This window comes from Cupriavidus sp. NPDC089707, assembly GCF_044748965.1.
Classification (GTDB): Bacteria; Pseudomonadota; Gammaproteobacteria; order Burkholderiales; family Burkholderiaceae; genus Cupriavidus.
Genome location: NZ_JBIVHB010000023.1, coordinates 34894 through 59706, shown reverse-complemented (window position 1 = coordinate 59706; position 24813 = coordinate 34894). Strand labels below are relative to the sequence as shown.

At 67.8% G+C, this 24813-nt stretch carries 22 protein-coding genes; 4 read left to right on the top strand and 18 right to left on the bottom strand.

The annotated features are described in order from the left end of the window. Nucleotides 1-3 precede the first annotated feature (3 nt). From ACIP1U_RS26625 to ACIP1U_RS26615, 3 genes are all read right to left on the bottom strand, one after another. Entirely contained in the window at nt 4-870 is an 867-nt protein-coding gene (locus tag ACIP1U_RS26625; protein WP_400321602.1) for an FAD binding domain-containing protein, read from the bottom strand. Next, nucleotides 863-3172 (bottom strand): xanthine dehydrogenase family protein molybdopterin-binding subunit, encoded by a 2310-nt coding sequence (locus ACIP1U_RS26620; RefSeq protein ID WP_400321599.1) that lies wholly within the window; start codon nt 3170-3172, stop codon nt 863-865. The genes ACIP1U_RS26625 and ACIP1U_RS26620 overlap by 8 nt, the downstream gene beginning before the upstream one ends. A 61-nt stretch (nt 3173-3233) precedes the next feature. Beyond that, nucleotides 3234-4178: a Bug family tripartite tricarboxylate transporter substrate binding protein gene (locus tag ACIP1U_RS26615; RefSeq protein WP_400321706.1), complete on the bottom strand. Its 945-nt coding sequence runs from the start codon at nt 4176-4178 to the stop codon at nt 3234-3236. Between the two features lie 367 nt (nt 4179-4545). Here ACIP1U_RS26615 and ACIP1U_RS26610 point away from each other — a divergent pair, with 367 nt between their 5' ends. Further along, a complete protein-coding gene (locus tag ACIP1U_RS26610; RefSeq protein ID WP_400321596.1) occupies nt 4546-5058 on the top strand; it encodes a MarR family winged helix-turn-helix transcriptional regulator in 513 nt (170 codons plus the stop codon). A gap of 97 nt (nt 5059-5155) precedes the next feature. On the opposite strand, the gene ACIP1U_RS26605 is transcribed toward ACIP1U_RS26610, so the two are convergent. The 13 genes from ACIP1U_RS26605 to ACIP1U_RS26545 form a co-directional block, all read right to left on the bottom strand. Beyond that, complete coding sequence (locus ACIP1U_RS26605; protein WP_400321703.1) at nt 5156-6580, bottom strand: MFS transporter; 1425 nt, start codon at nt 6578-6580, stop codon at nt 5156-5158. A gap of 277 nt (nt 6581-6857) precedes the next feature. Continuing rightward, entirely contained in the window at nt 6858-7820 is a 963-nt protein-coding gene (locus ACIP1U_RS26600; RefSeq protein WP_400321594.1) for a PDR/VanB family oxidoreductase, read from the bottom strand. A 31-nt stretch (nt 7821-7851) separates the two neighbouring features. Beyond that, nucleotides 7852-8826: a VOC family protein gene (locus tag ACIP1U_RS26595; RefSeq protein WP_400321593.1), complete on the bottom strand. Its 975-nt coding sequence runs from the start codon at nt 8824-8826 to the stop codon at nt 7852-7854. A gap of 23 nt (nt 8827-8849) precedes the next feature. After that, entirely contained in the window at nt 8850-10328 is a 1479-nt protein-coding gene (locus ACIP1U_RS26590; protein WP_400321591.1) for an aldehyde dehydrogenase, read from the bottom strand. Between the two features lie 246 nt (nt 10329-10574). Then, nucleotides 10575-11375 carry an aspartate dehydrogenase gene (locus ACIP1U_RS26585; protein ID WP_400321588.1) on the bottom strand — a complete coding sequence of 267 codons (801 nt, stop codon included), beginning with the start codon at nt 11373-11375 and terminating at the stop codon, nt 10575-10577. Between the two features lie 12 nt (nt 11376-11387). After that, entirely contained in the window at nt 11388-13097 is a 1710-nt protein-coding gene (locus ACIP1U_RS26580; protein WP_400321586.1) for a thiamine pyrophosphate-binding protein, read from the bottom strand. Beyond that, a complete protein-coding gene (locus tag ACIP1U_RS26575; RefSeq protein ID WP_400321583.1) occupies nt 13090-13893 on the bottom strand; it encodes an SDR family oxidoreductase in 804 nt (267 codons plus the stop codon). The genes ACIP1U_RS26580 and ACIP1U_RS26575 overlap by 8 nt, the downstream gene beginning before the upstream one ends. 5 nt (nt 13894-13898) lie before the next feature. Further along, the gene (locus ACIP1U_RS26570; RefSeq protein ID WP_400321581.1) at nt 13899-14768 is read right to left on the bottom strand and encodes an IclR family transcriptional regulator; all 870 of its coding nucleotides are present in this window, start codon (nt 14766-14768) and stop codon (nt 13899-13901) included. A gap of 31 nt (nt 14769-14799) precedes the next feature. After that, nucleotides 14800-15336, bottom strand: a complete 537-nt coding sequence (locus ACIP1U_RS26565) for a cupin domain-containing protein (RefSeq protein WP_400321578.1) — start codon at nt 15334-15336, stop codon at nt 14800-14802. Nucleotides 15337-15370: 34 nt separating this feature from the next. After that, the gene (locus tag ACIP1U_RS26560; RefSeq protein ID WP_400321575.1) at nt 15371-16144 is read right to left on the bottom strand and encodes an SDR family oxidoreductase; all 774 of its coding nucleotides are present in this window, start codon (nt 16142-16144) and stop codon (nt 15371-15373) included. Continuing rightward, nucleotides 16137-17198, bottom strand: a complete 1062-nt coding sequence (locus ACIP1U_RS26555; RefSeq protein WP_400321573.1) for a Rieske 2Fe-2S domain-containing protein — start codon at nt 17196-17198, stop codon at nt 16137-16139. Before ACIP1U_RS26555 ends, ACIP1U_RS26560 begins: the two co-directional genes overlap by 8 nt. A gap of 56 nt (nt 17199-17254) precedes the next feature. Further along, nucleotides 17255-17560, bottom strand: coding sequence for a recombinase-like helix-turn-helix domain-containing protein (locus ACIP1U_RS26550; protein WP_400321570.1), 306 nt, complete (start codon nt 17558-17560; stop codon nt 17255-17257). A 248-nt stretch (nt 17561-17808) separates the two neighbouring features. Further along, on the bottom strand, nt 17809-18693 hold the full coding sequence (locus ACIP1U_RS26545; protein WP_400321568.1) for an alpha/beta fold hydrolase: 885 nt from the start codon (nt 18691-18693) through the stop codon (nt 17809-17811). Between the two features lie 581 nt (nt 18694-19274). Here ACIP1U_RS26545 and ACIP1U_RS26540 point away from each other — a divergent pair. From ACIP1U_RS26540 to ACIP1U_RS26530, 3 genes are all read left to right on the top strand, one after another. Beyond that, the gene (locus ACIP1U_RS26540; protein ID WP_400321566.1) at nt 19275-20369 is read left to right on the top strand and encodes a porin; all 1095 of its coding nucleotides are present in this window, start codon (nt 19275-19277) and stop codon (nt 20367-20369) included. A 108-nt stretch (nt 20370-20477) separates the two neighbouring features. Beyond that, nucleotides 20478-21464 (top strand): Bug family tripartite tricarboxylate transporter substrate binding protein, encoded by a 987-nt coding sequence (locus tag ACIP1U_RS26535; protein WP_400321563.1) that lies wholly within the window; start codon nt 20478-20480, stop codon nt 21462-21464. 155 nt (nt 21465-21619) lie between these two features. Then, nucleotides 21620-22111, top strand: a complete 492-nt coding sequence (locus ACIP1U_RS26530) for a DUF421 domain-containing protein (RefSeq protein WP_400321557.1) — start codon at nt 21620-21622, stop codon at nt 22109-22111. Nucleotides 22112-22147: 36 nt separating this feature from the next. On the opposite strand, the gene ACIP1U_RS26525 is transcribed toward ACIP1U_RS26530, so the two are convergent. Both ACIP1U_RS26525 and ACIP1U_RS26520 read right to left on the bottom strand, forming a co-directional pair. Further along, entirely contained in the window at nt 22148-23731 is a 1584-nt protein-coding gene (locus tag ACIP1U_RS26525) for a fatty acid--CoA ligase (RefSeq protein WP_400321536.1), read from the bottom strand. A gap of 37 nt (nt 23732-23768) precedes the next feature. Continuing rightward, a complete protein-coding gene (locus ACIP1U_RS26520; RefSeq protein ID WP_400321533.1) occupies nt 23769-24551 on the bottom strand; it encodes an SDR family NAD(P)-dependent oxidoreductase in 783 nt (260 codons plus the stop codon). Nucleotides 24552-24813: the final 262 nt, after the last annotated feature.

The following is a 24813-nucleotide window of genomic DNA, read 5'->3' as shown; positions in this document are numbered from 1 at the left end:
TCCTTACTCCGAAGCCACGCCGAACAGCTCGGCAATGGTGCGGCGCGCGACCACGCGCACCATCTCGCGGCGGTACGTGTCCGAGCCGCGCATGTCCGAGACCGCGTTGATATCCGTGGCGACGATGGCGGCCGCCTCGGCGGCCAGTTCAGCCGTCACGGTCTTGCCGGCGAGCAGCGCTTCGGCGCGGCGCAGGCGCGCCGGGATCGGCGTCGACGCGCCCACTGCCAGCCGGGCCTCCACGCAGAACGCGCCTTCGCGGCGCACCGCCAGCGCCACGCTGGCCAGCGGCCGGTGCTCGGCGGCGGTGCGCAGGAAGCGCGCATAGCGACCGTCGGCACCCGCGCCCGGCGCGGGCAGGCGGATCTGCGTGACTACCTCGTCGGGCGCCAGCGCGGTCACGTAGTAGTCGACCAGGAAGTCTTCGATGGGGATCACGCGTTCGCCGCCACGGCCGCTGAGCACAACCTGCGCCCCCAGCGCCATCAGGCAGCCCGGCGGATCGGTGGCCGGATCGGCGTAGCAGAGGTTGCCGCCGATGGTGCCCTGGTTGCGCACCTGCGGGTTGGCCACGCGCGCGGCCATGCTGGCCAGCATCGGGTAATGCGCCTGCACCAGCGGCGAACGGGCCACCTCGGCATGCAGCGTCAGCGCGCCGATGCGCAGTCCTTCGCGGGCATCGAAGCTGATGCCGCGCAGGGCGTCCAGCCGGCCCAGCGACACCAGGTGGCTGGGCGTCAGCATGCGCTGCCGCATGCCGAGCATCAGCGCGGTGCCGCCGGCAAAGACGCGGCAGCTGTCGCCAAGGTCGGCCAGTATGCGGCTGGCTTCGGCCACCGAGGCCGGCTCCAGGAATTCGAAATCACGCATGGGCGGCCTCCCCGTCCTGCTGCGGCAAGGCGCGCAAACCCGCCAGCACCTTCTCCGGCGTGATCGGCAGCGACTGGATGCGCACGCCCACGGCATCGAACACGGCATTGGCGATCGCGGCCGCGCCCGGCAGGATCGCTGTCTCGCTGGCACCCTTGGCGCCATACGGCCCGTTGGGATCGTTCGATTCGACCACGTCGGTGCGCAGCATCGGCACGGCATCGGCAGTGGGCATGGTGTAGTCGGCAAAGTTGCCGTTCATCAGGCGGCCTTCCTCGTAGTGCAGGTTCTCGTACAGCGTCCAGCCGATCGCCTGCACCGTGGCGCCATGGGTCTGGCCATGCACCGCGAGCGGGTTGATGGCCTTGCCGCAGTCGTCGGCGACAAAGCTGTCGATCACGGTGACCTGGCCGGTGCAGGTGTCGACTTCCACCACGACCGCCTGCGCCGCGAAGGAGTGCGACGGCGCGACGTTGCCGTAGTAGTTGGCGTCATGCATCACGGTAGGCGCGTCGTAGCTGGCGCGCACGTGAATGCCTTCGCCGCCGTGGCGGAAGATATGCAGGCGCGCGATCTCGGCCAGCGTGGCGGACTTGTCAGGCTGCTCGGATGCAATGATGCGGCCATCAGCAATCGTCAGGTGCTCGGCCGCGACGCCCAGCTTTTCCGCCGCCAGCGCCAGCAGCTTCTGCCGCGCCTCGCGCGCAGCGCGCAACGCCGCATTGCCGGCGATGATGGTCACGCGCGACGCCAGCGATCCCAGGCAGAACGGCGCGGTGTCGGTGTCGGGCACCATCACGGTCACGTGCGACAGCGGGATGCCCAGCTCCTGCGCGCAGATCTGGCTGAGCATGGTGTTGGCGCCCTGCCCCATGTCGCATTCGCTGGTCTGCAGCATCACGCGGCCGTCTTCGTTGACCTTGAGCAGGATGGTCGAGCCGTCCCAGTTGCCCAGCGTGCGATTGCCGCTGACGTGCATCGCCGCCGCAATGCCAACGCCGCGCCGGCGCGTGCCGGTGCCGCGCGCGGCGGAGTTCGAGGCGGCGCGCTTCTGGTCCCAACCGATTGCCTTGCGCGTCATTTCCAGGCATTCGACCATGCCGGTGCTGCTGATCTTCCAGCCATGCACGCTGGTCGCGCCGGCGGGGATCGCGTTGCGCTTGTGCACTTCCACCGGATCGATGCCGAGCATGCCAGCCAGCACGGTCAGGTGGCAGTTCAGCGGAAACTGCATCTGCTGCCCGCCGAAGCCGCGGAAAGCGCCGCGCGGCGGGTTGTTGGTATAGGCCATCACCGCGTGCGAGCGCACGTTCTGCATCTGGTGCATGTTGTCGCTGCGCATCGCGGTGACGTGCATCACATCGCCGGCCAGGCCGGAGTACGCGCCGCACTCTGCGGTGATGCGCACGTCCTTGGCCACGATCATGCCGTCTGCGGACAGGCCCATGCGCAACCAGACCGTCATCGGCACGCTGGCGCGCGCGCCCTGGAAGTCCTCCAGCCGGTTGTTGACGAGCCGCACCGGCCGATCCAGCTTGCTGGCCAGGAACGCACAGATCAGGCTGTTGTTCTCCTCGACGATCTTGGCGCCAAAGCCACCGCCGGTGGTGGCCTGCACCACGCGGATGGTCGACACCGGCCGCTCCAGCGCCTCGGCCAGCCGCATGCGCGCCAGGAACACCGACTGGGTCGAGGCCCACAGCGTCAGCCGGCCATTGCCGTCCTGCGCCGCGACCGAGGCCATCGGCTCCAGGTAGCCCGGGTACTGCGAGTGCATATCGTAGGTGGCTTCATACACGGCAGCGGCTGCGGCAAAGCCCGCTTCCACGTCGCCGCGCTCGATCCGCATCTCGTGGCCGATATTGCGCGTGCCGGCGTGCAGCTCCGGCGCGCCTTCGGCCAGGGCCGCCGCCGGCGTCAGCAATGCCGGCAGCGGTTCGTACTCGACGCGGATCAGGTCCAGCGCATCGCGCGCCACCTCGTCGCTGACGGCCACCACGGCCGCCACTTCCTCGCCCACGTGGCGCACCACGCCGCAGGCCAGGATGCGCTGCTCCTTGCGGTGCGGTCCCCAGTTGCGGGTGGGCACGTCGTGCCCGGTCACCACCAGCTTCACGCCGGGCAGCGAGCGCGCCGCCGACGTGTCGATGCCGGCGATGCGCGCATGCGGGTGCGGGCTGCGCAATACCTTGGCGTGCAGCATGCCGGGCAGCCTGATGTCGCCGGCATACTGCGCGCGCCCCATGACCTTTTCCCGCGCGGTCACCTGCGGCGTGGAGGTTCCCACGATGGCCTTGCTCATGCCGGCCTCCTGCCTGACGTGTTGCTTGACGTGTTGCATGAATGCGATGCGCTGGCCGCCCTCATTCGGCGGTGATGCCGAGGTCGCGGATTACCTTGCCCAGGCGCTCGTAGTCCCCCGCATTGACCTTGTCGAGCGCGGCCGGGGCCCCGCCCACCGGGCTGGCGCCGAAGGTGGCCATCTTCTCGGCCACGTCGGGCAGGCGGATGACTTCATTGAGCTGCTGGTTCAGCACCTTGACCACGTCGGGCGGCGTGCCCTTGGGCGCCATCACGCCGTGCCAGGCGCCCACCACCACGTCCTTGTAGCCAAGCTCGGCCAGCGTCGGCACGTTGGGCAGCAGCGGCGAGCGCTTTGCGTCCGTGATCGCCAGCGGGATCAGCCGGCCGGTGTTGATGTACTGCGCCACCGGCCCCAGCGTGACGTAGGCGAAGTTCACATGCCCCGCCACCACGTCATTGACCGCCGGCGCCACGCCCTTGTACGGCACGTGCTGGATCTTCACGCCGGCGGCGCGGTTGAGCATTTCACCGGCGATGTGCATCGGCGACCCGGCACCCGGGCTGCCGTAGGTGAAGGTCTTGCCCGCCCTGGCCGCCGCGATCATCTCCGGCACGGTCTTGACGCCCGCAGCCGGGTTCGCCACCAGCAGCACCGCCTGCACGGCGGTCTGGACCACCGGCGTGAAGCCGTGCAGCGGGTCGTAGCTGGCGGCCGGCGCCAGTTTGAGCACCATCGGTGCGAGCGTGAACGGGTTCGGCGTGTAGAGCAGTGTGTAGCCATCGGCAGGCGCCCGGCTGACAAAGCTGGCGCCGACCACGCCGCCGGCGCCAGGACGGTTCTCGACGATTACCGGCTGCTTCAGGCGTGCGGACAGCTTGTCGGCATACAGCCGCGCCATGGCGTCGGTATCGCCGCCGGGCGGATAGGCCACGACCATGGTCACGGTCTTTGCCGGATAGGGCGCGGCCACCGCGCTGCCCGCGGCAAGAGCGAGCGCGGCCATGGCAGTGGCAACAAGGAAAAGGCGGCGGGGGCGATCATGTCTCATCAACGGCTCCTGTGGGGGCGCATTCGCGGCGTTGGAGTGGGCTGTCGTGCGCACCGCGAAAACAGGGTTGGCTCAGGGTTACAACACTTCGGTTGTTTTATCATTAAAACGCTAGCTCACATCTGGAACACACTAACTGTAGGTCGGCATTATTGACAACTCAACTTACTGAAACCACTAATTGACTTTTCTTTACTGTTTGCTTGATTTTTTCAGGTGGTAATGACGAGACATTACCGCCGGACTCGCTGCCGCCTGTGAGACAATCTGGCCCGCCCACCGGCCGGACACCTGGCCGGCAGACACCAGACAAGAGGACCGCATGCCCCGTGACGCCGCACCCGCCCAGGGCCAGCCCGCGCCAGACCTGACCAGCCCCTGGACCGACCTCGACGAGGCCGGCAATGGCCTGACCGTCGACAACTTCCTCACCACCATGCTGAGCCAACTGGTGACCGCGCTGCGCAGCACGGTCACCAAGCCCTACGCCGAGCAGTTCGGACTGACCGTGCCGGAGTGGCGCATCCTGGCGCTGCTGGCGCATGCGAAAGAACTGCCCTTCTCCGAGCTGGTCACGCAATCGACCTCGGACAAGGCACTGGTCAGCCGCACGCTGCGGCTGCTGGAAGACCGCGGGCTGGTACAGCTGACCTCGGCTGGCAACACCCCGCGCAAGAAGCTGATCTGCGCCATCACCGAAGCCGGGGCGGCGCTGCACGACCAGGTGATGCCGCTGGCACGCAAGGGCCAGGCGGAAGTGATCCGGATGCTGTCGCCAGAGGAACGGGAGGCGGTCTACCTGGGGCTGCGCAAGCTGCTGCGAGCCCAGGCATAGCGCAAGGGCCTGGTCGGCACAGCAAGAAGAAAGAAAAAAGGCCGCGCCCGGATCCGGGCGCGGCCTTCAAAGATGAACGGGACGAGCACGCGCCCGTTCAGACCTCCAGTTCCTCCAGCACCTGCCCCTTGGTCTCGATGCCGAAGAAGTGAACGGTAACTGCTGCCAGGGCGGGCACCACGGCCAGCGCGAAGAACGCCACATTGAGGGTGCCATTGCCGATGGTGCCGGCGATCAATGTCGGCGCGAAGATCGCGGCCAGCTTCAGCCAGGCGCCGCCGAGCCCGCAGCCCATCGCGCGCACGCTGGTCGGGTACAGCTCGGGCGTATAGACGTAGGCGGTGATGAAACCGCTGGCCAGGAAGCCCATCGCCAGCGCGCAGAAGGTCGCCACCACGTACACCGACGACGCGTGGAACACGCCGGCCAGCACCAGCGACAGCGCGCACAGCAGGAACGACACATTGATCACCGGCTTGCGGCCGACCTTGTCGACGATCATCGCGCACACCAGCGAGCCGACCACGCCCAGCACCGAAGCGCCCGCGGCCAGGTTCAGCGCCAGTTGCAGCGGCGCGTGGTAGACGGTCTTGTAGACCGTGGGCAGCCAGGTCGACAGGCCGTACTGGATAAAGCCGCAGGTCGCCCAAAGCATCCAGACCGCGATCGTGCGGCCCAGATAGGCCTTGCTGACGAGGTCGCGCACGCGGCGGCGCGGGTGCTGGGTCATACGATCGTAGGCGCTGGCGTTCTGTGGCGGCGGCAGCGGGCCCCTGGCGCGCGCCTCGAACGCGCGCAGCGCGGCGTCGGCTTCTTCCAGCCGGCCCTTCTCGGCCAGCCAGCGCGGCGATTCGGGGATCACGCGCTTCAGGATGAAGAACAGCACCAGCGGCACGCCGCCAATGAAGTACATCACCTCCCAGCCGTAGTGCGGCACAAGCCAGGCACCGACGCCGTTGGACACCATCAGGCCAATCGGGAATACCACCTCGTACAGCAGCACGAAGCGCCCGCGGCCATGCGCGCGCGTGACTTCGTTGATATAGGTGGCGGCGACCGGCAGTTCTCCGCCGAGCCCCAGGCCCTGCACGATGCGCAGCAGCAAGAAGATCTCGAACGAAGGCGCCAGGCCGCAGGCAATGCTCATCAGGCCGATGATGCCCGCGCTCCAGCCGATCGAGCGCAACCGCCCGAAGCGCTCGGCCAGCCCCGGGAACAGCAGCGCCCCGACCAGTTGGCCGACCGACGGCGCCGCGATCAGGACGCCGATCTGCACCGGCGTCAGCGACCACTGCGCGATCAGCAACGGCAGCGTGGCGGCAATGGCGATGACGTCAAAGCCGTCGAAGAAGGTGGCCAGGCCGATCAGCAGCCGGGCGCGGATATGCATGGCGTTGCCCGGCATGCGTTCGATGCGGGCGACGATATTGCCACGCGTGACCGGGCCGCTGCGTGCGGTAGCCGTGGCAGCGCCCTGGCCGGCACTGTCGGCCGTGATCACAATACCTGCGGTGGCGGCCACCGGTGCGCCGGGGGACGCTGCGTCTTGTCTCTGGGTGAACACGGTACTTCTCGGTTTGATTCGTCGGGGGTTGCTCCCCCTCTCCCGCATGCGGGAGAGGGGTTGGGGGAGAGGGCAGGCGCTTGCGGGCGGCATACGCGCCGCTTGCCCCGCGGCCGTGGACGAGGAAGTCGGGATCTGGCAATGCGCTGGCTACGGCCGGCGCCTGCCCTCTCCCCCGCCCCTCTCCCGCTCGCGGGAGAGGGGAGAAAACACTCGCGGAACGAGCAATCGAGGATTACAAATCCAGCACCAGCTTGCTGCCCTTGCACCCGGACACGCACACCATCATGGTCTTGTTGCTGGCGCGCTCGCTGTTGCTCAGCACGCTGTCGCGGTGGTCGGGGCAGCCTTCCAGCACGGCGGTCTCGCACGAGCCGCACACGCCTTCGCGGCAGCTGTACTCGACTTCCACGCCGGAATCGAGCAGCGCATCGAGCAGCGACTTGCCCGACGGTACCTTGACCAGCGAGCCGGTGCGCGACAGCTGCACCACGTATTCGCCTTCCTGCACCGCCTCGGTCGACGGGTCCGCGGCAAAGCGCTCGATATGGATGTTGGGGTAGGCATGCGCTTCGCACGCGGCCTCGAACGCATTCAGCATCGGGCCCGGCCCGCAGCAGTAGAAGTGCGTCTGCGCGTCCTGTCCGCCCAGCATTGCCTTCAGGTCCGGCGGCGCGCCCGCTTCGTCGTCGAAATGGAAGCGCACCGCGTCGCCGTACGCCGACAGCGTTTCGACGAACGCCGCCTCGGCGCGCGAACGCGCGCAGTAGACCAGCGTGAACGACTTCCCCAGCTCCGCCAGCCGGCGCGCCATGCAGACGATTGGCGTGACGCCGATGCCGCCGGCCACCAGCACGGTGTGCGCCGCGCTCTCGTCCAGCTCGAAGTTATTGCGCGGCGCGCCCACGGTCAGCGTGGCGCCCACGCGCAGCTGCTCGTGCACGTAGCGCGAGCCGCCGCGGCTGCCGCGGTCCAGCAGCACGCCCACGGTGTAGCGGTTGCGCGTTTCCGGCGCGCCGCACAGCGAGTAGCTGCGCACCAGGCCGTTGCCCAGGTGCAGGTCGATATGGGCGCCCGGGCTGTACTCGGGCAGGGTCTTCCCTTCGGGATCTTGCAGTTCGATGCTGACCACGCCGCGCGCTTCGTAGCGCATGGCCTGGACTCGCAGGGTCAGGGAATGGGACTGGTGGGCACTCATGCTGCTTCCTTCGATTCCGCTTGCTGCTGACTTACCGCTTCTCGGTCAGGAACTTGCCTGCCGGTCCGCCCGCGTTCTTCTGGCGGCGGGTGTTGCCGTCGATACCGCCCTCGATCGCCCATTCGGCGAACATGGTCGGGCCCGGCTCAAAGGCGCGCGGCTCCCAGTGTTCGTCGAGCTGGTCTTCATCGGCGTAGTACTCGATCAGGCCGCCGGCCGGGTTCTTGAAGTACCAGAAGTAGGCCGAAGAAATCGGATGCCGGCCCGGGCCGAGCTGCGTGTCCCAGCCCTTGCGCGAGACATGCATGCCGCCGCCGAAGACTTCATGGATATCGCGCACGGTGAAGGCGACGTGGTTCAGGCCGCTCTTCGGTTCCGGCAGCTGCAGCAGGAACAGATCGTGGTGGCCGCCATCCGCCGTGCAGCGCAGGAACGCGCCGCGGTCCGGGTAGCGGTCCGACGGCACGAAGCCGAACTTCTCCACATAGAACTGCTCGGTGGCCTTGACGTCTTTCACGAAGAACACCACGTGGCCGACTTCGATCGGCGTGGCGTGGTCGTAGATCGGGCTGCGCTGGTTCATGCGCGGCTTGTCGTTCCACGTGTTCATCAGCGCGCATTCGACCTGCACGTCATGCTTGCGCGTGACCTGGAAACGCACGGCCAGGCCGTTCGGATCGGTGCAGCCGATGCGCAGCGTGGCGCCTTCGCCTTGCCTGATGAAGCCCGGCGCATCGGCGATCGCGCCGGCCAGATAATCGAGCGATGCCTGCGATTCGACACCCCACACCACTTCGCGCAGCGTCGGGCCAGCCTCGATCGCGGGCGGCAGCGACGGATCGTCGATGCGGCGCACCAGCACGCGGCACCCGTTCAGCGTTTCGAAGTCCAGGCCCTGCGCGTCATCGCGCTTGATGGCCAGGCCCCAGTCCGAGAAAAAGCCACGGCAGGCGTCAAAGTCATCCGCGCCGTAGACGATCTCGTCGATTCCCAATACCTTGATCATTGCTTCTCTCCAGCCTGCCGGGTTCAGTGGTTGGCCCACGGCAGCGGTTGTTCGTTCAGGCCCCAGTACACGCTCTTCTGCTCCATGTACTGCAGGATGCCAAGCCGCCCCTTCTCGCGGCCCAGGCCGCTGTCGCGCCAGCCGCCGAACGGCGTCGAGATCGAGAACTGCTTGTAGGTGTTGATCCACACGTTGCCCGCCTGCACCGCGCGTGCCACGCGCCAGGCGCGCTTGTAGTCGCGCGTCCAGATGCCGGCGGCCAGCGCGTAGACGCTGTCGTTGGCCTGTTCGATCAGGTCGTCCTCGTCGTCGAACGGGATCGCCACCAGCACCGGCCCGAAGATTTCTTCCTGGCAGATGCGGGCGTTGTTATCCAGGCCTTCGATGATGGTCGGCGTGTAGAAGTAGCCGTTGGGCAGGCCGGCCACGTCGGGACGCACGCCGCCGGTGCGCAGTTGCCCGCCTTCGTGCACGCCGGTGGCGACGTACGACTCGATGCTGTCGCGATGGCGGTCGGTGATCAGCGGGCCCATCTGCGTGCGCTCGTCGGCGGGATCGCCCACGCGCAGATGCGCGGCACCGGCGGCGAGGCGATCGATAAACGCCTCGTACTGCGAGCGCGCGACGAACAGGCGCGACCCGGCGATGCACGATTCGCCCGACGAGCTGAAGATGCCGTACAGCACGCCGTTGACCGCGTGGTCGAGGTCGGCGTCGTCGAACACCATGGTCGGCGACTTGCCGCCCAGCTCCAGCGACACCGGCATCATCTTGTCGGCGGCGATGTGGGCGATGTGCTTGCCGGTCGTGGTGCCGCCGGTGAACGACACGCGGCGCACCAGCGGATGCTTGGTGATGGCGTCCCCGATCACCGAGCCCTTGCCGGGCAGCACGCTGATCAGTCCCTTGGGCACGCCGGCTTCTTCGCAGATGCGCGCCAGTTCCAGCGCCATCAGCGGCGTGACTTCAGCCGGCTTGACCACCACGGCGTTGCCGGCGGCGAGCGCGGGCGCCATCTTCTGCGCCTCGCTGGCGATCGGCGAGTTCCACGGCGTGATCGCCGCGACCACGCCCATCGGCTCGTAGACGCTCATGGTCAGGCAGTCGCCGCGCTGGGGCGTGATGGTTTCTTCCAGCGTTTCGCAGGCGGCGGCAAAGAACTGGAAGGTGCCCGCGGCGCTGGCGACCAGGGCGCGCGTTTCGCTGATGGGCTTGCCGTTGTCGAGGCGCTGGCGCTGGGCCAGCGGTTCGGCCTTGGCGCGGATCAGCTCGGCCACGCGGTACAGCACGGCGGCACGCTCGTGCGGCTTGCGCTGGGCCCAGCCGCTGGTGAGGAAGGCGTGGTGTGCGCCCTGCACGGCGTCTTCCACGTCAGCCAGGCTGGCGGCGTTCAGTTCGGCGACGACTTCGCCGGTCGCCGGGTAGCGCGTGCCGTAGCGGTCGCCGGTGCCGTGGCGCCATTCGCCGGCGATGCAGATGGGAAGGACTTCTTGTGGGTTCATGTCGTTGCCTGCTATGTCTGTCGTGGCCGCTGCCGGCCTTACTGCGCTATTTCGCTGCGATGTCCTGGCGCCTGCTGCGGCGGGACTCCCCTCTCCCGCTTGCGGGAGAGGGGTGGGGGAGAGGGTGGGCGCTTCTCACGGAGTGCAGCGCGTCATGCTTGGCACACGCCTGCCCTCTCCCCCGGCCCCTCTCCCGCGCGCGGGAGAGGGGAGCAAACACGCAGCGGTCGTTGGCGCCTCAGTCCCTTAAATCGATACCGCGTGCGCCCGATTCCCCAGCGCCCGCACCACGCTGAACACCGTCAGCGCCGACGTCTTCGGATTCGCCGCCAGCGGCTTGCCGCGCATCGTCAGCTCAAACCCGCCGAACGCGCCACGCGCTTCCACGTGATGCACGTTTTCCACCGCATGCGGATCGGCCAGCAGCTTCACCGCGGTGCGGTCCAGCCCGAGGCCGGCCAGCGACACCGTGGCGGCGACGTTGGCGTTCTTCGGGTACAGGCGCGCGGCGTCGCGCGCGGTGCCTTCGAAGATCACCGTCGTCTCGGTCAGCGCATCCAGGTCGAACAGCTTCTCGGCCGGGGTGCCAGCCCACGCACGCGCCGGCTTGCGGCCGGTGTAGATGACTTCATCCAGCCCGCCGACACGCGCCGCGGCGAGCGCGTCGATCGCGCCGATCGCGCCGGACAGCAGCTGCACCTGCGTGCCGCCGCGGCGCGCGGCCGCTTCCAGACGCTCGGCCATGCCGGGCTCGGACAGCGCGCCCACCGACACCACCATGCACGGGATGCCGCGTTCCAGTGCCGGCACGATGTGCTCTTCCAGCGCATGGTGGCCGGCGCACTCGACCAGCAGGTCGGGGCGCTGGTCGTCCAGGTGCGTGGCCACGCGGGCGCTGGGCGCCAGCGCGGAGAGCGCACCGCGGGCCTCGTCCATCGCGCTCTCGGGCACGATCACCACGTCGAAGGCGACGTCGGGATCGCTCTTGAGCAGCTCAAGCACGCCACGGCCGATCGCACCGCACCCAATCATGGACACATGCAGCATTTCTGGTCTCCCTCAGGCGCTGACGGTGGCCTGTTCCGAAGCCGGGGTTTCCTTGTTCACCGGCGGGCCGGCAAACACGGTCTTGAAGCTGCCGATCGACAGCATGTCGATTTCCAGCAGGAACGGGCCGGCCTCGACCGTGGCCTGCTCCAGCGCGGCGCCGACTTCGGCCAGGCTGCTGACGCGCGCATGGCGCAGCGACAGCGACTTGGCCAGCGCGGCGTAGTCGGGCGTGTGCAGGTCCACATAGTGGCGGCGGCCACCGTACTGCGCGTCCTGGATGTTCTTGATCACGCCGTAGCCCTTGTCGTTCATCAGCACGATGACCATGTCGGCACGTTCCTGCACCGCGGTGGCCAGTTCGCCCAGGTTCAGGATGAAGCCGCCGTCGCCAGCCAGCGTGAAGGTCTTCTTGCCCGATGCGGTGGCCGCCGCGCCGATCGCGGCGCCGATGCCCATCGCCAGGCCCTGGCCGATGCCGCCGCCCAGCGCATGCACGCCGGCACGCGAGTCGAAGATGCGCAGTTCGCGGTTGCCCCAGGTGCTGTTCGACACGGTCACGTCGCGCACCCAGTTGAAGTTGCGGCCCACCGCGCCCTGCAGGGCCTGCACCAGCGCCGAGTACGGGCCCAGACCATCGACCAGGCCATTGACGGCGGTGTCGTGCGCGCGGCGCAGGTCGGCGGCGAAGGCCGGGTCGACCTTCATGCGCTTTTCGAGCCGATCCGCGAGGGCGTCCAGCGCCAGCGCGGCGTCGCCGCTGACAAAGTAGTCGCTCAGGTAGCAGCGGCCTTCGGCGGCGGGGTCGGCGTCGATGCGCAGCAGCGGGCGCGGCAGCTTCAGTTCGTACTTCAGCGTTTCATTGCCGCGCAGGCGCGAACCCACCACCAGCATGGCGTCGCAGGTCTGGTAGAAGGCCTCGACCGGCTTGTGCAGGTTGTAGGCGCCCAGCGAGCGCGGGTCGTCTTCCGCGACGATGCCGCGGCCCTGCGTGCTGGTGACCACGCCGAAGCCCAGGTCCAGCAGGCGTTGCACTTGCTTGCTGGCGTGGCGCGCACCGCCGCCCAGCCACAGCAGCGGACGCCTGGCGTTGACCAGGCGCTCGGCCAGCGCGTCCAGCGCGTGCGCCGACGGCACATGCTTCGGCACCGGCAGCGGCTGCAGGTCGGCCGGCAGGTCGATCAGCGCGGCCTGGATGTCGATGGGGATCTCCACGCTGACCGGGCCGGTCGGCGCCGTCAGCGCGGTCTGCACCGCCAGCTTGATGGTGCTGATCGCGGTGTCGGCGCTGCGGATGCGGAAAGCAGCCTTGGACACGGCCTTCAGCATGGTGAGCTGGTCCGGCGCTTCGTGGATGTAGGCCAGGCTCTGGTCCAGGTACGGCGTCTCGATCTGGCCGGTGATGTGGAGCATCGGCGTGCCGGCGGTCAGCGCTTCAACCATGGCGCCGGCGGCATTGCCCGCGGCGGTGCCGGTGCTGGTCAGGCACACGCCCAGGCCACCCGTGGTGCGGGCATAGGCGTCGGCCATATTGGTGCCTCCCGCTTCGCCGCGTGCCGGCACGAAGCGGATCTTGCCGCGCTCGCCCATGGCGTCGAGGATCGGCATGTTGTGGATCGAGATCACACCAAATGCAGCCTTGACCCCGCACTGCTCGAGAAACGCCGTGATGGCGCAGCCGACGGTAACCTGCTGTTGTTCGTACTGTTGTGGATTAGGCATGACGGGAGTGTCCTCCGGAGATATCGATATGGCTGCCCGTGGTGTATGAAGACAACGGCGAGGCAAGGAACAGGATGGCGCGGGCTGCCTCGACAGGCAGGCCCAGGCGGCCAAGGGGAATATGTTTCTGCTGGGCCAGGCGCGCGGTCCACGCGGCCCAGTCCAGGTGGCGGTCCTCTTCCGGACGCGCCTCGAAGCGGCGGCGCCACTGGCCCGATTCGACCAGCCCGATCAGGATGCCGTTGACGCGGACACCCTTGGGCGCGAACTCGGTGGCCATCGAGCGCACCAGGTTCAGCACGCCCGCGCGCGCGGCGGAAGTCGCCACCATGTGCGGCTCAGGCTGCTGCGCCAGCAGCGAGTTGACGCAGACGATCGCGCCCTGGCCCGACTTCTCCAGCTGCGGCAGGAACGCGCGCGTCGGGTGGATCACCGAGAAGAACTTGAGCTGCAGTTCGTCCATCCAGGCCGAGTCTTCAGTATTGGCGAAGGTGGACACGCGGCCCTGGCCGGCGTTGTTGACCAGCATGTCGACGTTGCCAAGCGCGGCCTGCACGTCGGCGGCGAAGGCGGCGACCTGTTCCGGCCTGAGCACGTCGCAGGTGGCGGCATGGAGCCGGCACCCGGGGAATTTCTCGCGCAGCTGCGCTTCGGCGCCGCGCAGGCGGGGTTCGTCGCGGCCGCACATGGCAACGGCGGCGCCCGCTTCGAGCAGCAGTTCGACGGTCGCCAGCCCGATGCCGGAGGACCCGCCGGTAACGACGGCAACCTTGCCGCCGAGTTCAATCATGGACATTGTCCTCACTCCCGATACAGATTCACCACCTTGCCGGCGCTGTGCAGCGACGGCCGGTAGTCGAGCAGGCGCGACAGCTCGCCCGCGGTGCTCCGCACTTTCTCCACCATCGCGTCCAGCTGTTCCGGATCGATATGCGCGGCGGGGATGGTGGCGCCAAGTGCTGCCACCACCTTGCCGGTGCGGTCGCGCACCGGCGCGGCGATGGTCGAAATGCTCGATTCGAAAAAGCCCTCCTGCAGCACGTAGCCACGCTCGCGGTCGCGCTGGACGATGGCAAAGAGCGCATCGACCGTGCGCGGCGTGCTGTCGGAGAACACTTCCAGCTGCGCCTCCGGGTACAGCGCGCGCAGTTCCGCCAGTGACAGGTCTTCCAGCAGCACCCGGCCCAGCACCGTGGCATGCGCCGGCAAGCGCGTACCGACGTTGACCGAGCTGGCGAAGGGCCGCGGCGACACCGCCTTGGCCACATACACGATCGAACGTCCGTCGCGCACCACCAGGTTGGTCGGATAGGCGATCTCGTCGCGCAGCCGCTCCAGCAGCGGGCGGCCCAGTTCGGTCAGCTCCAGCGACGCCAGGTATTCAAACCCGAGCCGCAGCACCGCCATGCCCAGCCGGAAATCACGCCCGCCATCGGCGCGCTCGACAAAGCCCAGCATTTCCAGCGTGGCCAGCAGGCGGAACACGGTGGAGCGCGGCACCTTCAGGCGGCGCGCCAGTTCCGCGGCCGACATGGTGCGGTCCTTGCTGCTGAACTCGCCGAGCAGGCGCAGCCCGCGCTCCAGGCCCGGGACGATGTACTTGTCCGGGGTCTCGTTGGCGGCTGGCGTGGCCGGGATCGCCGGGATCGCCTGGGTCGGGTGAAGGCTCATGGTCTGTGCTTGCGGAAGGCCAATGCGGGCATCAACGCTTGATCTTCGTCAGCGGGTGCTCGGGCGGGTACGTTGGCGTGATCGGCTTCCTGGCGCCGAGCATCACGCACATCAGTGCGTCTTCCTCGCCGATATTGATTTCCTCGCGGTACACGCCCGGCGGCACCGAGACCAGGTCGCGGTCGGTCAGGATGGTCTCGAAGCGCTCGCCGTCCTTTTCCAGGATCAGCTTGATCTTGCCGCGCAGGATGAAGAACACCTCTTCCACGTCGGTGTGGAGATGCGACGGGCCTTCATGGCCGGCCGGGATGATCATGGTGGAGAAGGTGAAGTGCTCCGACGGCACGGTGTTGGTGTCCGCGGCCACGCCGGTGCCGCCGGTACCCAGGTAGCGCATCTGCGCGCGGCGGTACTTGGGGTCGTAGTCGGCCTGGAACTTCAGCGCGTCCCAGTCGTACTTGCGCGTGGAGAAGCGCGCGACCCGGCTTTCCATCCACTGGTCGAACGAGGCGCCGTCCGGCTGGTCCCACGAACGCTTGATATTGGCTGGTTGGGAAAGATCGCTCATCTGGATTCCTTCTGTTTTCAGTGGATCGGTTGGATCAATGCATGACAAAGCCGCCGTTGACTGCCAGCGTCTGGCCGGTCACGAAACGGGCGAGGTCGGACAGTGCGAACAGCACCGCGCCGCAGACGTCGTCGGGCAGTTGTTCGCGCGAGATCGCGCGTTGCTCGCGGTACAGGTCGTGGCGGTGCTGGGGCACGTATTCGGTGGCTTCCACCAGCGTCAGGCCCGGGGCCACGGCGTTGACCGTGATCTGGTCCTTGCCCAGCTCGCGGGCCAGCGAACGGGTCATGCCGATGATGGCGCTCTTGCTGGCCACGTAGGCGAGCAGGTTGGGCGCGCCCCACAGCGGCGTGTCGGAGGCCAGGTTGACGATGGCGCCACGGCCGCTCGTGCGCAGCGCCGGCAGGCAGGCGGAGGTCATCAGCCAGGTGCCACGCACGTTGACGTTCATCACGCGGTCCCAGGTGGCGATGTCGATGGCGCTGGCGTCGCGGCCGCCCGAGTCGGTCACGGCGGCGTTGTTGACGAGGCCGTCGAGGCCGCCCAGGGCCTTCACCGCCGCGTCGGCGCAAGCCTCTACCGAGGCGGGGTCCGACAGGTCCACCGTCACCGGCACCACTTTCAGGCCGCGGGCGCGCAGCGTATCGGCTTCCTGCTGCAGGCGATCGGCCAGGATGTCGGCCATCGCCACAGTGGCGCCGGCTTCAGCCAGCGCCTTGACGAAAGCCAGGCCCAGGCCGCGCGCGGCGCCGGTAACCAGCACCTTGCGGCCGGCCAGCAGCGTGTTGTTCTTGATGGCCTCAGGCATGGCTCGCGGCTCCAGCGGGTTTCAGCATGGCCACCGGCTCGTCGGCGATTTCCTGGTCGGCACGGCGCTTCAGCAGACGGCGCACGCGCGTGATGCCGGCATCGTGCTGGTACAGCATCTCGTGGTCGCGCGCGTTCGGCGCCATCATTTCCAGCACCACGCGGTCCTGCTCCAGCACGTCCCAGTGCAGCTGCTCCAGGCGGTTGCGGTACAGGAAGCGCCACACGTCGCGCTCCCAGCCCTGCACGTGGCGGGTACGCCAGAAGAACACCATGCAGTGGTCTTCATCCACCGGCGTGGCCATGCCGACGATGCCGAACGGGCCGCCGGGGCCGACCTTGGCGCGGTACGGGATCGCCAGGCGCAGCCACAGCGTGCCGGTCTCGCCGAATTCCACCCAGTCGAAGTTGACGCCGCGCTGGCCGGTCTTCTCGAACACCAGGCCATGCTCGGTCTCGCGGATCTGCATCACGGCGGACTTTTCGCCCGCAGCCATCGAGTGCGATACCGCGTGCAGGTAGGCGCCGTGCATCGGGTCCATCACGTTGTCGATGGCGTAGCGGTAATTGCAGTCCCAGTGCGCCACGCACAGGAAGTTGCTGTGCTCTTCACTGACCAGTTCTTCCGGCAGGCGCAGCTCGTCGGGGCTGCCTTCACCCTGCGGTGCCTGGTCGCCGAACCACAGGAAGATCGCGCCGGCCCTCTCTTGCGCCGGGTAGCTGCGCACGCAGGTGCGGCCTTCCAGCGGACAGCTTTCCACTGCCGGAACGCTCTTCACCTGGCCGTCGCCGCCCACTTCCACGCCGTGGTACCAGCAGGCGACGCGGTCGCCCAGGTTCCAGCCCATCGACAGGCGCGCGCCGCGGTGCGGGCAGCGGTCTTCCAGCGCGTGGACCTGGCCGGCGCCGTCGCGCCACAGCACGATGTTCTGGCTCAGGCGGGTGATGCCGATCGGGGCGTGGGTCACGGCCCACGAGGCAGCGACCGGGTACCAGTAATTGCGCAGGCCGGTGTTCAGGCGGGCTTCGGCGCGGGCTTGCTTGTTCGATTCCATGTTGTTCTCGCTGTGCGTGCGATTCGGGCGCGGTTCAGACGCGGTTCTGGCGCGGTTCAGGCGCCCAGGCGGCGCATTTCCGAGAGGAAGCGCTCTTCGGTCCAGGGCTGGCCGTCGACGCCCAGGAAGCCGGCGGCGTTGAACGCGCGCACGATCTCCTGCGGGTTCTGCGCGCCGCCTTCGAAGGCGGCTTCGAGCGCGTCGCCCAGCGCGTTCTCGTAGGCGCTCGGCGCGGTGGCGCGGGTCTGCCAGACGATGTTGGCGACCTTGCCGGGTTGTTCGATATGGCCCTTGCCTGCGACGTTGTTCGGCGCCGGACGCTCCCAGGGCACCAGGTTCGGGTTGTATGAGAGGCTTTCCATTGCGCTTTGCTCCATGTCTTGCAGCTTGGGGGACCGTGTTCCGACGCCGCCCGGACGCGACCTGCTTTTGCGTCCGTCGTGTTTTACTAATGAAACACTGGTTTAGATATTGAACACAGGTACGACTATAGACAACGTGCTGGCAAAAATTGACTGGGGTAAACCCGCGAAGTCGGGTCAGGCGGCGCAAGCGGCGCGCCAGGGAAGCAGCGCCGCGTGGCTGGCGGCGCCGAAAAGGGTTTCGGGGGTCAGGCGGTGCCCTGGGGCAGCGCCGAGCGGATCAGCCGCGCGGTCGCCGCGGCCTGCTCGATGTAGCAGGCATGGCCGGCGTCGGGGATCAGCGCCAGCGGCAGGTTAAAGCGTTCGGCCAGCGTGCCACAGGCCAGCGGCGTGGTCACCACGTCGTGGCTGCCGCAGGCGATGCGCGTGGGCAGTGTCGCCGGCCGGCGCGACAGGTAACGGTCGATATCGTCGCCGCACAGCATCGCCACGGCCTGGCGATAGCCGTCCGGGTCAAGCCGCTGCATGTTCCAGCGCACCCATGACTGCGCCCCGGCATCGGCCAGATCGCTCAGCAACCGGGCGGGCCCGCGCTGCGCCAGCCCTTCCACGCCCAGCGTGTCCAACGCCGCCAGCCGCTGCTGTGCCACCTGCTGCGCCTGCGCCTCCTTGCCCGCCGCGCCGTAGCCCTGGGCCACGCTCAGCAGCAACAGCCGCGCCGGCAGGTTGCGCGCGTTGGCCACATAGGCCGCGGCCATCAGCGCGCCCAGTGAATGGCCGACGATCAGGACAGGCTGCAGTGCCAGCGCCTGCAGCATGCCGTCCAGCCGTTGCGCGTAGTCGGACGCCAGCGGGCGCTCCTGCGCCAGCGGCGTCGAGTTGCCGTAGCCCGGCGCGTCCCAGGCAATCACGCGCGCGTGCGCGGCCAGCAGGCTGGCGCAAGGCAGCCACGAGGCCGCGCCGGAGCTGATGCCGTGCAGCAGCACGATAGCGGGCCCGCTGTTGCCGCCGCTGCGGTAAGCCACCTGCGCGCCGCCATCGACAGTCACCACGCGTTCCGCAAACCCGCTGCTCAGGGCCTCCAGTAGCTGCCGATCCGGCTGCGGAGGAATGGGGGGTTTATTTTGTTCCATATATAAAACTTAGGTTTGCGAATAAAACTTTTAAAGCATAGGCGTGGGCTTCAGGAAACGGGATCAGGGTAAACGATAGGCCTATCCGACACGAAAACGTCAGCGCTCCGGGCTGGTGCACGCACCGGTTTGCACCGCACGGCAGGCCCTGGCTCATGGCATCGGGCGCAGCGCCTTTACCGGTGCGGCAAGACGCAAGGGCGACCGAGCCGCCAGTGGCGCGCGCCGCGCAGTGCCGGGGCACTGCCCATGCGCATGCCTCGCCCCGTGCGGGTGCAGCCAGCGCCTGTCGGGCACGTCGCCGCCATGCCGCACTAGGGATAACCCTCCTCACAACTTTCGGAAACTCGCGGCTATATTTTGCCTAACGTTTCTTATGTTGTTTGATGTTCCATATATAAAACACACAAGCGGCGATGGCAGCATTTTTGCTAGACCTTTGCGGCCACTGACAACCCGCGCATGCCCACAAGAGGAGAACTCCCTGCCAACAACAAGCCCGCCCTGAAACCCGGCGCCATCGCAGCGGTCCGGACCACAAAGACGATGACAAGACGGAAAAAACGGAAGGAAACTGGTAGATGAAACTTGCACGAACCGCCGCGGCGCTGCTTGCGGCTTCCCCCCTGCTGGCCTCGGCCCAATCTTCGGTGACGCTTTATGGCGTCATCGATACTGGTGTCGAGTACGTGAGCAATGTCGGCGCCAACGGCGACAGCCTGGTGCGCATGCCCAACAACACCGCCACGGTGCCGTCGCGCTGGGGCATCCGCGGCACGGAAGACCTGGGCGGCGGGCTGAAGGGCCTGTTCGTGCTGGAATCGGGCTTTTCGCCCGACACGGGCAACGCCAACCAGGGCGGCCGCCTGTTCGGGCGCCAGGCGCTGGTCGGGCTGAGCAACCAGTATGGCCAGCTGTCGTTCGGCCGCCAGTACACGATGCTGTTCTGGGCCATCCTCGACAGCGATATCCTGGGGCCGAACGTGTACGGCTCGGGCTCGCTCGACAGCTACCTGCCCAACACGCGCGCCGACAATGCGGTCGCGTACAAGGCCAACTTCAATGGCTTCGTGGTTGGTGCGACCTATAGCTTCGGGCGCGACGCGGTCAACGCCGGCCCCAGCCCGGCCGGTACCAACTGCGCCGGCGAGAACCCTGCCGACAAGAAGGCCTGCCGCGAGTGGTCGGCCATGGTCGGCTATGACAGCAAGACGTGGGGCCTGATCGCGGCCTACGATTCGCAGCGCGGCGGCCCCGGCGCCTTCGGCGGCCTGACCAACAGCAACCTGACCGACGACCGCCTGTCGCTGGGCGGCTACATGCTGCTGAAGAACACCAAGCTTGGCGCCGGCTGGATCCGCCGCGACAACGAAGGCAGCCCCACGCCGGTCAGCGACCTCTACTACGCGGGCGTCTCCTATGACATCACGCCGGCCGTCAACCTGGCCGGCCAGGTCTACTTCCTGAACTACCACGGCAGCGATAACCAGGCCATGCTCTACGCGCTGCGCGCGTCATACAGTTTCAGCAAGCGGACTTCGGTCTATGCCACCGGGGGCTATATCAATAACGACGGCCAGCTCGCCATGTCGGTGAGCGGTGGTTCGCCCGGCTCCAACCCCCGCCCGGGCGCGAACCAGTGGGGCTCGATGCTGGGCATCAAGCACATTTTCTGAGGCATTCGCGACGCCCCGGCGCCGCGCGCCGGGCTTCACCAGCCGCTTCACCCGCCATGTTGGCCCCGGCCCCCGCCGGACGCCAGGTTTTACCGAGGTCTGAACATCATGAAGTCTGCACGCCGCAAAGTCCTGGCCACGCTGGCCGCCGCCGCCTCCGTGCTCTGCGCCGGCACCGCCCTGGCGCAGGGCGCTTACCCGAGCAAACCCATCACCATCGTCGTCGCCTATCCGGCCGGCGGCGATGTCGACGTCCTGGCCCGCATGTTCGCGGAAAAGCTGGCACCGCGGCTGAAGCAGTCGGTGGTGGTGGAAAACCGCACCGGCGCAGCCGGCACCATCGGCAGCGCGTATGTGGCGCGCGCCAACCCGGATGGCTATACGCTGCTGCTGGCACCCAACACGGTCGCCATCGCTCCACTGGTGCTGAAGGCCGGCTCCGGCGCCACCTACGACGTGCAGCATGATTTCACGCCGATCTCGCAGATCGGCACGCAGTCGCTCTTCGTGGTGGTCAACAAGGGCACCGGCATCACCAAGGTCAGCGACCTGGTGGCACGCGCCAAGTCGGGCAAGGTAGAAACCTATGCCACCCCCGGCAATGGCTCGCCGATGCACATCATGGGCGAACTGTTCAACAAGTCCGCCGGCATCAAGATCAGCCAGGTGCCGTACCGCGGCCTGGCGCCCGCCATTGTCGACGTGATCGGCGGGCAGGTGCCGGTGACCTATGTCACCTACGGCGCAGTGGCGCAGTACGTGGGCAATGGCAGCCTGGTGCCGCTGGCGGTGGCGGACCTGAAGCGCTCGCCGTTCGCGCCCAGCGTGCCGACGCTGGCGGAACTGGGCTACAAGGATGTAGAGATTGGCGCCTGGCAGGCGCTGCTGGGGCCGAAGAACATGCCCGCCGACGTGGTGCGCACGCTCAACACGCACATCAATGAAATCCTGAAGATGCCCGACGTGGTGTCGCGCATGGCCACCATCGCGGTCACGCCGGCGGGCGGCGAGCCGGCCGCGCTGTCGAAGCTGATCGCCGCGGATACCACGCGCTATACCAAGATCGTGAAGGAGTTCGGCATCCAGGCCGACTGACCCTCGCACCGGCGGCTTCCTGCGAAGGCAGGAGCCGCACGGCTGCGCCACGGCAATCCGTACGCAGCCGCTGCAAGAATTACCGTCAGCAAGGCGATGTGGCGTGCACAAGCGCCATTGCTGCAAAGTGGCCCGGAAGTTGCTGCGTTCGGGCCATGGACTTCTCGTTCGACTGGCGCGAAGCGCTCTTCTTCACCATCTCGCCGCTCGAGATCGTCGTTCGCGGCACGGTGATGTATTGGGCGCTGTTCCTGATGTTTCGATTCGTGGTACGGCGCGATATCGGCTCGATGGGCATTGCCGACCTGCTTGTAGTCGTGATCGTTGCCGATGCGGCGCAGAACGGCATGGCCGGCAAGGGTGAAGGCGTTGCCGACGCCATGCTGCTGGTCGCCACGCTAATCGCGTGGAACCGGCTGATCGACCTGCTGGCCTACCATTTCCCAACGTTCCAGCGCTTTGCCGAAGCCCGGAAGATCCTGCTCGTGCGCGACGGCGCCAAGCTGGAAGAAAACATGCGGCGCGAATCGATCACCGACGACGAGCTGGATGCCAAATATCGTGAAGAGGGAGTCGAGAAGCTCGAGGAAATCAAGGCGCTGTATCTGGAGGCGGACGGCAAGGTCAGCGTGATCAAGAAGAAGTAGATGCTCCCTGCCCGCTCGCGCGACAGGGAGCCAGGCTCAGTTTACTTGCCGGTTCATCCCCTCCCAGTACGGCTCGCGCAGCTTGCGACGCAGCAGCTTGCCGGACGGATTGCGCGGCAGCGCATCGACGAACTCAATGCTCTTCGGCACCTTGAAGCCGGCCAGCCGCTGGCGCGCCCACGCAATGATGCCGTCGCGGTCGGGCGACTGCCCCGGCTTGAGCACGACGATGGCCTTCACCGCCTCGCCCCACTTCTCGTCCGGCACGCCGATCACCGCCACGTCGGCCACCTGCGGGTGGCCATAGATCGCGCTTTCGACCTCGGCCGGATAAACGTTCTCGCCACCGCTGATGATCATGTCCTTGACCCGGTCGTGGATGTACAGGTAGCCCTGCGCATCCATATAGCCCGCGTCGCCGGTGCGCAGCCAGCCATCGGCGTCGATGGTGCGCGCGGTTTCCTCGGGCTGTTTCCAGTAGCCGGCCATGTTGTGCTGCGAGCGCACCACGATCTCGCCGACTTCGTCCGGACCCAGCGCGCGCCCTTCATAGTCCACCACCTTGATTTCCACGCCCGGCAGCGGCTTGCCCGCGGCACGCATGCGCGGCACCTCTTCGGTGGTGTGGTCCTCGGGCGGCAACGCGACGATGGTGCCGGTGGTCTCGGTCATGCCGTACTGCTGCACGAAGCCGCAGCCGAAGACCTCGATGCCCTCGCGCAGCAGCGCGGCCGGAATCGGCGCGGCGCCGTACAGCAGGTACTTCAGCCGCGAGTAGTCCACCTGGCGCGCACGCGGGTCGCGCAGCACGATCTGCATGGCCGCCGGCACCATGAACAGTTTGCTGACGCGCTCATGCTCGATGAAATCCAGCACCGCGCGCGGATCGAATTCGCGCGCGACCACACCCTTGGCGCCCGAGAGAAGATTGCGCAGTCCCCAGCCCGAGCCGCCGATATGCGCCACCGGCATCGCCACCAGCGAGATATCGTCGGCCGTCCAGTGCGACCAGGGAATGCCTTCACGCTCGCTGACCTCGGTGCCGATGGTCAGGTTGCGGTGCGTCAGCATCGCCCCCTTGGGCCGCCCGGTGGTGCCCGAGGTGTACAGCTGCAGCACCACGTCATGCGGCGCCGGCCGGTGTGCCGGCGGCGTGGCCGGCTGCGCGTCGCGCCAGTCGGTGTAGAGAGGGGCATCGCCGCCGACGGCGCACGGCTCCATCAGCACCACCTTGCGCACCATCGGCAGCGCCGGCAGCAGCGACATTGCCATCGCCGCCGATTCCGGCCCGACAAACAGCACCACCGCGTCGCAATGGGCGACGATGAACTCGATCTCCGGCGGCGCCAGGCGCCAGCTGGCCGGCGTGGTGACGACGCCGGCCTTGGCCGCGCCGAGCAGCAGCTCGAAGTAGTGGTCGCTGTTCTTGCCGATATAGGCAATGCGGTCGCCGGCGCCAATTCCCTCGGCCAGCAGCGCCTGCGCGACCCGGTCCGTATTGCGCTCAAAGTCGGCGTAGGTGGTCTGGCGGCCCTCAAACGCATACGCGACCGCGTCGGGCCGCAGCCCGGCGAAATGGCGCACGGCATCAGGCAGCGTGCTCAGGTAGCTGAAATCCATCCGCGTCTCCGTGTTGATTGGGCCCAGGCCGCGCGGCTCAGCGCGGCGCCATCCGGATGGCGCCGTCCAGCCGCACGGATTCGCCGTTGAAATAGCCGTTGCGGCACATCTCGACGGCCAGCGAGGCGAACTCTTCCGGCTGGCCCAGGCGCTTGGGGAACGGCACCGAAGCGGCGAGCGCGGCCTTGACGTTCTCGGCGGCACCCTGCAGCAGCGGCGTATTGAAGATGCCCGGCAGGATGGTATTGACGCGGATGCCCTCGCCCGCCAGGTCGCGCGCGATCGGCAGCGTCATGCCGACCACGCCGGCCTTGGACGCCGAGTACGCGGCCTGCCCCATCTGGCCATCCTGCGCAGCCACCGATGCGGTGCTGATGATCACGCCGCGCTCGCCGCCCGCGGTGTCAAGCGTCAGCATGCCCGCCGCCGAGCGCGCGATGCAGCGGAAGGTGCCGATCAGGTTGATCTGGATAATGCGCTCGAAGGCATCGGACGGAAAATGCTTGATCTGGTCCGGCGCTTCCTTGGAACGCGATGCGGTCTTGATGGCGTTGCCGGTGCCGGCGCAGTTGACCAGGATGCGTTCCTGGCCGATGGCGGCGCGCGCCTTGGCAAAGCCGGCCTCGACCTCGGCCTCGGAAGTCACGTTGACCTGGCAGAACACACCGCCCAGCTCGCGCGCCAGCGCTTCGCCCTTCTCGACGTTGAGGTCGAACAGCGCCACGCGCACGCCGTGCGCCGCAAGCGCGCGGGCCGTTGCCGCGCCCAGGCCCGAAGCGCCGCCCGTCACCACTGCCGATACCGATGCATTGAGTTCCATGCCGTCTTTCCTTTGTGTCTGGTGTCTGCCCGGACGGGCACACCGGTTCCGGTGCGCGCGCCCGCGATCTGTGAGTAACCAGCGGGTGCGGAAATGCCCACGCCGGAGTGGGTTCGAGATTCGTGGATCGGCGCAAGCGACGCATCGTCCGAAGCGACGAATGACCCAGGCCCGGGTCCAGGCGTGGGCCCGGCGGTGCCGGATGCCGCAGTGCCGCGATGCCGCGATGCCGGGTAGGCGCACCGCGGCATCCGGCACCGCC